Source organism: Streptosporangium sp. NPDC023825 (assembly GCF_040639575.1).
Classification (GTDB): domain Bacteria; phylum Actinomycetota; class Actinomycetes; order Streptosporangiales; family Streptosporangiaceae; genus Streptosporangium.
Map to the genome: position 1 here is coordinate 1 of NZ_JBFAAE010000117.1, position 11545 is coordinate 11545.

Annotated in this window: 8 protein-coding genes; 6 read left to right on the top strand and 2 right to left on the bottom strand. The window is 70.1% G+C overall.

The annotated features are described in order from the left end of the window. Positions 1-195: 195 nt before the first annotated feature. On the bottom strand, positions 196-1521 hold the full coding sequence (locus AB0G15_RS42705) for a lysine 2,3-aminomutase (protein WP_362851329.1): 1326 nt from the start codon (positions 1519-1521) through the stop codon (positions 196-198). Positions 1522-1695: 174 nt separating this feature from the next. Between AB0G15_RS42705 and AB0G15_RS42710 the strand changes: the two genes are divergently transcribed. The 5 genes from AB0G15_RS42710 (at position 1696) to AB0G15_RS42730 (ending at position 9476) form a co-directional block, all read left to right on the top strand. Continuing rightward, positions 1696-2268 (top strand): DUF1707 domain-containing protein, encoded by a 573-nt coding sequence (locus AB0G15_RS42710; RefSeq protein ID WP_362851331.1) that lies wholly within the window; start codon positions 1696-1698, stop codon positions 2266-2268. Between the two features lie 99 nt (positions 2269-2367). Continuing rightward, positions 2368-3375, top strand: a complete 1008-nt coding sequence (gene plsX, locus AB0G15_RS42715; protein WP_362851341.1) for a phosphate acyltransferase PlsX — start codon at positions 2368-2370, stop codon at positions 3373-3375. A 142-nt stretch (positions 3376-3517) separates the two neighbouring features. Next, the gene (locus AB0G15_RS42720) at positions 3518-5896 is read left to right on the top strand and encodes an HAD-IC family P-type ATPase (RefSeq protein ID WP_362851333.1); all 2379 of its coding nucleotides are present in this window, start codon (positions 3518-3520) and stop codon (positions 5894-5896) included. Continuing rightward, positions 5893-7647: an arginine--tRNA ligase gene (gene argS, locus AB0G15_RS42725; RefSeq protein ID WP_362851335.1), complete on the top strand. Its 1755-nt coding sequence runs from the start codon at positions 5893-5895 to the stop codon at positions 7645-7647. The genes AB0G15_RS42720 and argS overlap by 4 nt, the downstream gene beginning before the upstream one ends. Before the next feature lie 143 nt (positions 7648-7790). Then, positions 7791-9476 carry a hypothetical protein gene (locus tag AB0G15_RS42730; RefSeq protein WP_362851337.1) on the top strand — a complete coding sequence of 562 codons (1686 nt, stop codon included), beginning with the start codon at positions 7791-7793 and terminating at the stop codon, positions 9474-9476. Between the two features lie 443 nt (positions 9477-9919). Here the strand turns inward: AB0G15_RS42730 and AB0G15_RS42735 are convergent, their stop codons facing one another. Beyond that, positions 9920-10312: a cell division protein SepF gene (locus tag AB0G15_RS42735; RefSeq protein ID WP_329086981.1), complete on the bottom strand. Its 393-nt coding sequence runs from the start codon at positions 10310-10312 to the stop codon at positions 9920-9922. A 206-nt stretch (positions 10313-10518) separates the two neighbouring features. On the opposite strand from AB0G15_RS42735, the gene AB0G15_RS42740 reads away from it, so the two are divergent. After that, positions 10519-11307, top strand: a complete 789-nt coding sequence (locus AB0G15_RS42740; RefSeq protein ID WP_362851339.1) for a PhzF family phenazine biosynthesis protein — start codon at positions 10519-10521, stop codon at positions 11305-11307. The last annotated feature ends 238 nt before the right edge of the window (positions 11308-11545 follow it).

Below are 11545 nucleotides of genomic sequence, written 5' to 3' on the forward strand. Positions count from 1 at the left end.
GACCACCTCTCCCGCTGGTTCGGCAAGCCCGCCGGCTGATCCCGCCCGAGCAGCGGTCATCCCCGCCGGACCGCCGCCGGAACCCGGGCCGGTCTCCCCCGCCGGCCACGACCCCTCACCGGCCTCCACCGCCGCCGTGCGCGACCCACGGGCCCCGGGCCACACCGGGGGCGGATCAGGCCGACAGGGGTGGATTCAGGCCGACAGTCGCTGGGGGGCGACGGTGGCGGGCTCGAAGGGGAAACGGTCGGCGAAGACCGGGCGCAGGTCGGTGAGCCACACGGCGTTCGGGTCGTACCTCGCGAAGAAGGGGCGGCCGACCAGTGCCGGATCGCGCGCCTGGATGAGGTGGAGCACGAAGACCTTCTGCCCCGCGACCTCGGCGACGCCGTCCAGGCAGACCTTGCCGGGCGTGGCGGACATCGACGGGCCCCGCACGGTGCGGCACAGCCCCGAAACGCTCGCGTAGGCGTCCCTGAAGATCTCGTAGGCCCTGGCGAGCGGCACCGCGAAGTAGTCCTGCGGGCCGGTGTCGCGCTCGACGAACATGTAGTACGGGATCATGCCCATGGTGAGCTGCCTGCGCCACATGGACGACCAGGTCGCGGGGTCGTCGTTGATCGACCGGATCAGCGGTGCCTGTGTCCTGACGACCGCGCCGGTGGCCGTGATTCCCGCGACGGCGGCCTCGACGATCGGGAGGTCCAGCTCCCGGGGGTGTGAGAAGTGCGCCATGAAGGCCAGGTTCTTGCCCGCGTCGACCACGGAGGCGAACAGACGGAGCGTGTCGTCGCTGTCGGGGTCGGAGACGAACCGCTGCGGCCAGTAGGCCAGCGACTTGGTGCCGATGCGGATGGACTCGAGCTGCTCGATGCCGAGCAGCGGCTCCAGATAGCGGCGGAGCACCGGCTCACCCATGATCATGGGGTCCCCTCCGGTGAGCAGCACGCTGGTCACCTCGGGGTGGTCCTTGAGATAGCGGACGAGGGAGTCGACGTCGTCGGAGGCGAACTTCAGGTCGGGCTCCCCGATGAACTGGGCCCACCGGAAGCAGTAGGTGCAGTAGGCGTGGCACGTCTGCCCCTGCTTGGGGAAGAAGAGCACCGTCTCAGGATATTTGTGCTGCATGCCGGGCACCGGCTCGGTACCGACGCGCGGGACGTTGAGGTCGAGCTGGCCGGCGGGGTGCGGGTTGAGCCTCATCCTGATCTTGTTCGCCGCCGCCTGGATCTCGGCGTTCCCCGCGCCGGCCCGCAGCAGGCCCGCCAGCCTGGTGACGTCCGCCTCGGGCAGCATGTCCTCCTGGGGGAAGACCAGCCGGTAGATGGGGTCCTCCGGGACCGCCGACCAGTCGATGAGCCGGTCCACCACGTAGGCGTTGGTGCGGAAGGGCAGTACCGTCGCCACCGCTCTGATCCGCAGCCGCTCGTCGTCACCCAGGCCGCCTCTGCGCAGCAGGTCGTCGAGGTGTTTCGCGGTGTAGGCCCGGAACCCGCGCTTGGAAGCTTCGTTCAAGATCACCAATCCTTTGCCTCGTTTTTTTGTGCTCGTTGCGGTAAACCTCATCCACCTCTCGTGCGTCTTGGACCACTTATATACCGGACGTAAACCACTATGTGACCGGTTCCATAACTCGGCGACTTCTTCACGAAACATGTGTCGCGATATATCTTGAATGGTCGTACACTCGCAGTCATGACGTCCCATGAGCCCGTCCTGCGTGCCTCCGACGCCGATCGCGACCATGCGGCCGCGGTGCTGGGCGAGGCGTTCGCCGCCGGCCGCCTGACCAGCGTCGAGCACGCCGACCGGCTGGAGGCCGCCTATACCGCCGTCACGACGGACGACCTCGTCCCCCTCACCCGCGACCTGCCCGGCATCACCGCGCCCGCCCGCGGGGTCACCGCCGAGCGGCAGCAGGTCGCCGCCGTCTTCAGCAAGGTCGTGCGCGGCGGGCGCTGGATCGCCGGGCGGCACACCGCGCTGCGCGCCACCTTCGGCGCGCTGATCGTCGACCTGTCCGACGCGGTGCTGCCGGGCCGGGAGATCACCCTTGAGGTCAACTCCTACTGCGGCAAGCTGATCGTCAGGGTCCCCCACAACGCCCACGTCATCGACGAGGTCGGCGCGCTGTTCGCCAAGCGCAGCATCTCCGGCGGCGCGGGCGACGGCGACGGCCCGGTCATCAGGGTCGTCGGCCGGGTCACCTTCGGCAAGGTCATCGTCTCGCGGGAGAGAAGCGACTGGAATCTCCCCGGCACTCCCTGATCGGCCCCACGGAACGATCCGGTCCTGAGCGCGCCTACGATGCGGACAAACCATCCCGCACGAGGTGACCGCTTGCCTGAGACCGACGCTCCCGGCGTCATGCCGATCGCCCTGGACGCGATGGGCGGCGACAACGCCCCCGACGAGATCGTGGCGGGAGCCGTGCGGGCGGTACGAGAGCACGGGATCTCCGTCGTGCTCGTCGGCGCCCCCCGCCCTCTGTCCGAGGCGCTCTCCCGGTACGACGCGACCACCGAGATCCCGATCGTCCGCGCCGAGGAGGCCCTGGCGATGGACGAGGGCGCCCTCGCCAGCCTGCGCCGGCCGCGTTCCAGCATCGCCGTCGCCTGCCACCTCGTACGCCGGGGCGACGCCTGCGCCGTGGTCTCCGCCGGTTCCACCGCCGGGATCGTGGCCACCGGAAAGCTCAGGCTCCGCGGCCAGCCAGGAGTTCTCAGGCCCGCCATCGCCGTCGCCCTGCCGACCAGGCCCACCCCGACCGTCCTGCTGGACGCCGGGGCGAACGCCGAGGTCAAGCCGGAGATGCTGGTGCAGTTCGCCCACCTCGGCGCCGCCTACGCGGAGACCGCCCTGGGCGTCGAGAAGCCCAGGATCGGACTGCTGACCATCGGCAGCGAGCCGGAGAAGGGCAACAAGCTCGTCAAGCGGGCCCACGAGCTGCTGTCGGCCGCCCCGGGGCTCGACTTCGCGGGCAACATCGAGGGCCATGATCTGCTCACCCGTACCGTGGACGTCATCGTCGCCGACGGCTTCACCGGCAACGTGGCGCTCAAGACCATGGAGGGCAGCGTCCGTTACGCCTTCGCCGAGCTCCGCGAGACGATCAACGAGAGCCGGACGGCCAGGGTGGGCGGGCTGCTGCAGAAGAGGCGCATCAGGGAGCTCTACCGGCGGCTCGACCCCGAGGTCCACGGCGGGGCCGTGCTGCTCGGCCTGAACGGCACCGTGGTCATCGCGCACGGCGCCTCGCACGCCAAGGGGGTGAGCTCCGCCTGCGTGCTCGCGGCCAGACTGGCCCAGGAGGGCGTGGTCAACCGCATCGGCGAGCGCCTCGCCGCCACCCCCCGCCCGCACCGCCTCTGGTGACACCTCGCACACGGCCCACCTGGTGACACCTCGCGCACGGCCCACCCACCTGCGGTGATATTTCCGGCGTATCGGGTGGCACCTCTCATCGCGTTCTCCGGCCCCGCGTACCCTGAGTCCCAGTCGATCGGCGGGGGGCCGTGTGGAGCAGGTGGCGGAACGAGGGCTGACCGCGGCCGAGGTCGCCGAGCGCGTGGCCGCCGGGCAGGTCAACGACGTCAGGCGCCGGTCGAGCAGGTCGGTCTCGGCGATCGTCAGGGCCAACGTCCTCACCCTCTTCAACGGGGTGATCGGCGCGCTCTGGGTGCTGATCATGATCTTCGGGGAGTGGCAGGACGGGCTCTTCGGACTGGTGATCGTGGCCAACGCGGGCATCGGCATCGTCCAGGAGTTCCGCGCCAAGCGCACCCTCGACCGGCTCGCCATCGTCAACGAGTCCCCGGTCAGGGTTCGCAGGGACGGCTCCGACACCGAGATCCCGCCCCGGCAGGTCGTGCTCGGCGATCTCGTCCTGCTCTCCCCCGGCGACCAGTTGCTGGTCGACGGCGAGATGGTGGACGCCGACGGCCTGGAGGCGGACGAGTCGCTGCTGACCGGCGAGGCCGACCCGGTGCACAAGCGTCCCGGCGACGAGGTCCTGTCCGGCAGCTTCGTGGTCGCCGGAAGGGGCGCCTACGTCGCGACCAGGGTCGGCCGCGACGCCTACGCGGCCAGACTCGCCGAGGAGGCCAGCGCGTTCAGCCTGTCCCACTCGGAGCTGCGCGAAGGCGTCACGCGGTTCATCAAGTACGTGACCTGGCTGGTCATCCCGATCGGCGCCCTGCTCACCTGGAGCCAGGTCAGCAGGCAGACGAGCGTCGGCGAGGCCGTCACCGGCACGGTCGCGGGCATCGTCACCATGATCCCCGAGGGCCTGGTCCTGATGACCAGCATCGCCTTCGCCGTCGGCGTGATCCGGCTGGGCAGGCGCCACTGCCTGGTTCAGGAACTGCCCGCGATCGAGATCCTGGCCCGGGTCGACACGCTCTGCCTCGACAAGACCGGCACCCTCACCTCGGGCGGCATGGAGCTCGACGAGGTCCGCCCGCTCCGTGACGACCTGCCCGTGCACGAGGCCCTGGCCGCGCTGGCCAATCTCGACCCCGACCCCAACCCCACCGCCCGCGCCGTCCAGGCCCGCTACCCCGACTCGCCCGGCTGGACCGCCACCGCGAGGGTCCCCTTCTCCTCGGCCCGCAAATGGAGCGGCGCCGGGTTCGGCGACCACGGCGGCTGGGTCCTGGGCGCCCCCGACGTCCTCCTGCCGCCCGGCACCCCCGCCTACGACGACGCCTGGGCGCTCGCCGCCACCGGCCTGCGGGTGCTCGCCCTGTGCCGGGTCGACTCGCTGCGCGACCCCGACGACCTCGGCGCCGTCGAGGCCGCGGCCATCGTCGTGCTCAAACAGCGGATCCGTCCCGACGCGGCCGAGACCCTCGCCTACTTCGCCGGGCAGCGCGTCACCGTCAAGGTCATCTCCGGCGACAACCCCGAGTCGGTGTCGGCCATCGCCACCTCCCTGGGCATCCCCGGCGGGGAGCGCGCGGTGGACGCCCGCACCCTGCCGGAGGACGACCCGGAGAAGCTCGCCGAGATCATGGAGGCCAACACCGTCTTCGGCCGGGTCAGCCCGCACCAGAAGCGATTGTTCGTCGGCGCGCTCCAGTCGCGCGGGCACACGGTCGCCATGACCGGCGACGGCGTGAACGACGTCCTCGCCCTCAAGGACGCCGACCTCGGCGTGGCGATGGGCTCCGGCAGCGGCGCCACCCGGGCGGTCGCCCAGATCGTGCTGATGGACGACAGTTTCGCCGGCCTGCCCTCCGTGGTGGGCGAGGGCCGCAGGGTGCTCGCCAACATCGAGCGGGTCGCCGGGCTCTTCCTGACCAAGACCTTCTACGCGATCGTGCTCTCCCTGCTCACCGGGGTCATCGGGCTCGCGTTCCCGTTCGCTCCCCGTCACTCCACGCTGGTCAACGCCCTGACGATCGGCATCCCCGCCTTCTTCCTCGCGCTCGCGCCGAGCAACGAGCGCGCCAGGAGCGGCTTCGTGCCCCGCGTGCTGCGCCTGGCGGTCCCCGCCGGGATCGTCTGCGCCGCCGCCGTCTACCTGTCGTACTGGATCGCCCAGAGCGGGTCCGCCACCCTGGAGGAGAGCCGCACCTCCGCGGTGATCACGCTGTTCGTGGCGGCCTGGTGGGTGCTGGTCCTGGTCGCCCGTCCGTACGTCTGGTGGCGGGTGGTGCTCGTGGCCTCCATGGCCGGGCTGTTCGCGCTGGCCCTCGCCGTCCCGTTCGCCCGCGAGTTCTTCGCGCTCACCCTCGGCGGCCCCGGCGCCGGTCTCACCGCGGCCGGGCTCGGCGTCGCCGCCGGGGTCGTGCTGACGGGCGTCTTCATGATCGTGCGATCCCGCCGTACGGAGCCGATCCCGGGCGATATCCAATCGGTTCAGGACCGGCCAGCCGATACCCTTGGAGCATGACCGACCCGCAGCTCGCACTGACCGAGCGCGTCCAGCAGGCGCTGGCCGCCGCCTTCGGTGCGGAGTACTCCGACGCAGACCCGCTGATCCGTCCCTCGCAGTTCGCCGACTACCAGGCGAACGTCGCGATGAGCCTGAGCAAGCGACTGCCGGGGACCCCGCGGGAGGTCGCCCAGAAGATCGCCGAGCACCTCACCGGGCAGGCCGGAGACGACCGGGACGACCCGTTCCCCGGCACCGTCGAGGTCAGCGGCCCCGGCTTCCTCAACCTGACCCTCTCCGACGAGTGGATCGCGGCGCGGGCCTCCGAGATCCTGGCCGACCCGCGCACCGGCGTGAGCCCGGCCACCTCGCCGCAGACCGTCGTGATCGACTACTCCGCGCCCAACGCGGCCAAGGAGATGCACGTCGGCCACCTGCGCACGACGATCGTGGGTGACGCGCTCGCCAGGGTCCACGAGCACCTGGGCCACAGGGTCATCCGGCAGAACCACCTCGGCGACTGGGGCACGCCGTTCGGCATGCTCATCGAGCACCTGCTCGACATCGGCGAGGAGGCCGCCGTCGCCCAGCTGGAGGCCGGCGAGGGCAACGCCTACTACCAGGCCGCCCGCCTGAAGTTCGACACCGACCCCGAGTTCAACAAGCGCGCCCGCAGCCGGGTCGTCACCCTGCAGGCCGAAGAGCCCGAGACGATGCGCCTGTGGCACATCTTCATGGACGCCACGGTCCGTTACTTCAACAAGGTCTACGTCCAGCTCAGTGTGACGCTGACCGACGACGACATCGCCGGCGAGAGCATGTACAACCACGTGCTCGCCCAGGTCTGCGACGAGCTGCAGGAGCGCGGCATCGCCGTCCTCAGCGACGGCGCGCTCTGCGTCTTCCCGCCCGGCTACACCGGCCGCGAGGGCCAGCCGCTGCCCCTGATGATCCGCAAGAGCGACGGCGGCTACGGCTACGGCACCACCGACATGGCCACGATCCGCTACCGGGTCCAGGATCTCAAGGCCGACCGCATCCTCTACGTGATCGGCGCGACCCAGTCGCTGCACATGTCGATGGTGTTCGACTCGGCCAGGCTGGCGGGCTGGCTGCCCGACCACGTCAGGGCCGAGCACATCCAGATCGGCAGCGTGCTGGGCTCCGACGGCAAGATGTTCAAGACCAGGAGCGGCAAGTCCATCAAGCTCGTCGAGCTGCTCGACGAGGCCGAGACCCGGGCCGCCGAGGTGCTCAGGACCAGCGACTACACCGACGCCGAGCGCACGGAGATCGCGCACGCCGTCGGCATGGGCGCGGTCAAGTACGCCGACCTGTCGGTCAGCCACGACAGCGAGTACGTCTTCGACTTCGACCGCATGCTCGCCCTCACCGGCAACACCGGCCCCTACCTGCAGTACGCCCAGGCCCGCATCCGTTCCATCTTCCGCAAGGGCGGGGTGACCCCGGCCGAGACGACCGGCCCGATCGTGCTGGGACACCCGGCCGAGCGCGCCCTGGCGCTGCAACTCCTCGGGTTCGGCTCGGTCGTCGAGGAGATGGCGGAGAACTCGGCACCGCACAAGATGGCCTCCTACCTCTTCGACACCGCGAGCGCCTTCACCACGTTCTTCGAGAACTGCCCGGTGCTGAAGGACGACGTCGAGGCGGCCACTCGCGCCTCGCGGCTCGCCCTGTGCGCGCTGACCCTGAAGGTTCTGGAGACCGGCCTGAGCCTTCTCGGCGTCCCGGCACCCGAGCGCATGTAACCTGTCCACCAGATGATCGTCTTTATTGCGAAAATGAAGGCGATCGTCTGGCAAAGTCATGTTCGGCGCGCCTCCCTGCGGGGATGTCCGAAGCGCAATACGCTGGCGCGGTCATCGGTCACAACTTCGGGGAGCTCTCTGCCTTGAGCACGGACCTGACCGCGAACGTGAGCACGGACACCGCGAACCTGAGCACCGGCTTGACCGCGGGCCTGGGCACGAGCGTGAGCACCGGCCTGGCCGCGGCGTTGGAGGCGGATCTGGCCGCGGCGGACGCGGATCCGGTCGCGGACGTGGACACCGTCCTGACCACGGGCACCAACACCGCGGGCACGGACACCGCGACCTCGAACACTTCGGTCTCGCGCATCGACGCCCCACACACCGATGCCCCACCTGTCGACACAGGGCTGAGCCGCCGTGCCGACGCGCTCCTCACCGACCTGGCCGCCGGCATCGTCCCCACCGGCATACCGGCGGGCTTCGAAGACACGTCCGACCACTGGCTGGCTCCGGCCGTCGAGGCGCTCGTGCTGCTCATGCGCGGCGAGGAGTCGCTCGAACCCCTCGCCCGCGCCGCGCAGCGTGACGAGCAGCGGACCGCGCTCTTCCTCTGCCTCGCCCTCGCCGTGGCCGGCCAGGGCGACCGCATCCACGCCTCGTGGCTCGGCACCGCCTTCGGGGAGCTGTCCCTGGACCGCCCGGTGACCCACGGCCAGCGGGCACTCTGGCTCGCCGCCGCCCGCGGGGCGTACGGCCCGGCGGGCAAGATCTTCGTTCTCCGCAAGCTCGACGCGGTGGCCGCCTCTCCCGCGTCCGAGCCCGACCGGTGGCTGCGCGCGCTGATCCCCGACGAACCCTCCGCCGCCGTGTCACCGGCCCTGGCCGGGTTCGCGGAGCTCGCCGAACTCCCCGAGCTGGCCGCCCCCGTACACGCCGCCGCCCGGCTGGCCCACCTGCTCGACCGCTGCGCCGAGATCACCTCGGCCCGCGAGAACAGGGGAGGCGATGGCGCCACCGCCGGAAAGACCGATTCCGTGAGCGGTTCCACGGTCCGGGCGGCCGATGGCGCGGTCGATGAGGCGCGCGACCGTACGGAGGGAACGGCCGGTGACCTGAACGGCCTCGCGCTCGTCACCGCCGCGCAGGCGGACCGTTCCGGCGAGGCCGCCGTCGTGTGGAGCGAGGACGAGCCGCTGACCGTTCTCCGCCAGCTGACGGGTTCCGGCATCCACGAACGGCCGATGAGGCCGCTCGCCGGCCACCTGCTCGGCGACCTGCGACCCGGCTCCCACCCCTACCTGGCCGCGATCGCGTTGCACGTGGCCGCGCCCATCGTGCGTGCCGCGGCCGAGACTCTCGCCGAGGCCACCCGGGCCGAGGCCCCCGAGTCGGTCACCATGCCGATCCTCGGCCACCAGGTGACGCTCAGGCCCGAGGGCCCGGATCCCGAGTCGATGGGTGCCGCCGAGGAGCGGATCGCCACCGAGGGAGCGCCGGCTCGCGGCCGTCCCTGGGCGGCCTACGTGCTGCTCGCCCTGGCCCCGGTGATCCTGGTGGTCGCGCTCGTCCTTCCCGTCCTCCCTCTCGCGCCGCTCGCACTCCTGCCCGCCGCGGGAGGTGCCTACAGGCTGTGGCGCAGGCGTCAGCGTGAGCGAGCGGACGCCGAGTACGTCATCACCCAGCTCGCCGAGCTCAGGGAGCTCGCCCAGGGCGCGGTGTGGGCACTGCACGAGTACGCCCACGAGTCGGAGGGCCGGGCCAAGACAGCGACCTCCGACCTGGCCGAACTCACCCGCCTGCTCCGCCGGGGCCCTCGAGCGGGCTGACCGGTCACCACCGGCGCACCACCCGGCTCATGCCGTCCACGGGTCCGTGGTGTGCCCGCCGCGCAGTCTCCGTGCCGGCGCGTATCACCGGGAGCGTTACGCGTATCGCCCGGGAGCGTTATGGCATCCACGGGCGAGAACGACGTGCGGGATGACGACATACGGGGTCTCGCCCTCGGTACGCGCCACCGGGGCGTCACGCACCCGCGGCGCGAGGTCAACGTACTCCCCACCGCCCGGCCTCGCCATCGGTACGCGGCCCCACCATCGGGCATGCCGCCTCGCCGGTGTGCGGTCTCCCCATCGGTACGCGGTTCCCATCGGGCACGCCGCCTCGGCGGTACGCGGCCTCGCCATCGGTACGCGGTCCTTCGCCGAGGCCGGCCTCGCACCCGTACGGATCCGATCGCTCGGGACCCGTACCGGCGAGGCCGCGCCAGGCGTCAACCGTTGGTGATCTCCACCTCTGCGGGGGCCAGCAGGAAGACCTTCTCCGCGATCCGCTCGATGCGCCCCTCGCAGCCGTACGCCAGCCCCGCGACGAAGTCGACCATGCGGGTGGCCTCGGCGGTGCTCATCCCGCTGACATCCATGATGACGGTCTGACCGTCGCGGAAGTGCTGCCCGATGACCGGTGCGTCGTTGTACTTCATCGGTGTCAGCATCACGATCCGCGAGGGCTCGTTCATCGCGCGCCAGCGCTTGGCCGCGCGCTCCGAGGCAGACTGCCAGTCTTCCTCTTCGCCCTCGACCTCGTCCTCGTAGTCGTAGGACTCGTCATAATGCTCGGCCCCGCCCAGGCCAAGGTAGCTCGCCACCTTGCGCACTGCCCCCATCGGCTCGTCCTTTCGCCAGGACCACGCCGTACCCGGCCTGTCCCTACATCTTGGACGGTAACCGACGACAAGAAGTTCGCCATGCGACACGCCCAGCGCTTATTTCCACTTTGTACGGCTACCGCACTGGTTTGCCTGATCCCCGACTTTGCCTGATCTCCTGACCCAACTTCAACCGATATCTCCGGCGCCGCTAGCATCGCGTCATGCTCGTCTACACGGTCGATTCGTTTACCGATGAATTTTTCAAGGGTAACCCCGCCGGGGTCTGCGTACTCGGCAATCCGGTCCCTGACGCCTGGATGCAGTCCGTGGCGGCGGAGATGAGGCACTCCGAGACAGCCTTCCTGCTCAGAGCGGAGGACGGCGGACCGTACCCGCTCCGTTGGTTCACGCCGGTGACCGAGGTGGCCCTGTGCGGGCATGCGACCCTGGCCGCGGCGCATGTGCTGTATTCCACGGGAACGGTCCCAGAAACCCTCGAATTCTCAACGAAGAGCGGAATCCTGTCCGTGACCAGGGATAAATACGACTTAATCAGCATGGATTTCCCAGCAAAAGTACTCCAAGCGACGACCCCTCCAGATGGACTGATCGGTGCGCTCGGAGTTAAACCTGTTTGGACGGGAAAAAATGTTTGGGATTACCTCGTGGAGGTCGAGTCCGAGGACGCCGTGCTCGCCACGGTTCCTGACTTCCGCGCCCTGGAGGCCGTCGACGCGCGGGGAGTCATCGTGACGGCCCGGGCCTCGCGCCCCGGCGCCGACTACGTGTCCCGATTCTTCGCCCCCAGGGTCGGAGTCCCTGAGGATCCGGTCACGGGCTCCGCCCACTGCGCGCTCGCGCCGTACTGGTCGGCCAAACTCGGCTCCGACAGGCTGGTGGGCGCCCAGCTGTCACAGCGCGGGGGCGTGGTCCGCACGACTGTACGGGGCGACCGGGTCGAACTCGCGGGAAACGCGGTGACCGTTCTTTCCGGCGAACTTCACGTCTAGGGTTTCGTGTCCTGGGTGTCGTGGCTCCGGTCGACCCGGTGACCGCCGTTCCCACACAACCCCCAATGCCCTTTGACAACGCCCTTTAACGCGAAAAGGGCCCCCACCTGTGGTGGAGGCCCTTCCCTCTTGAAATCGTGAAAGCCTGAGGGCCCCCACCCAACGGTGGAGGCCCTCAAAAGATTGTCCGGCGGTGACCTACTCTCCCACACCGTCCCCGGTGCAGTACCATCGGCGC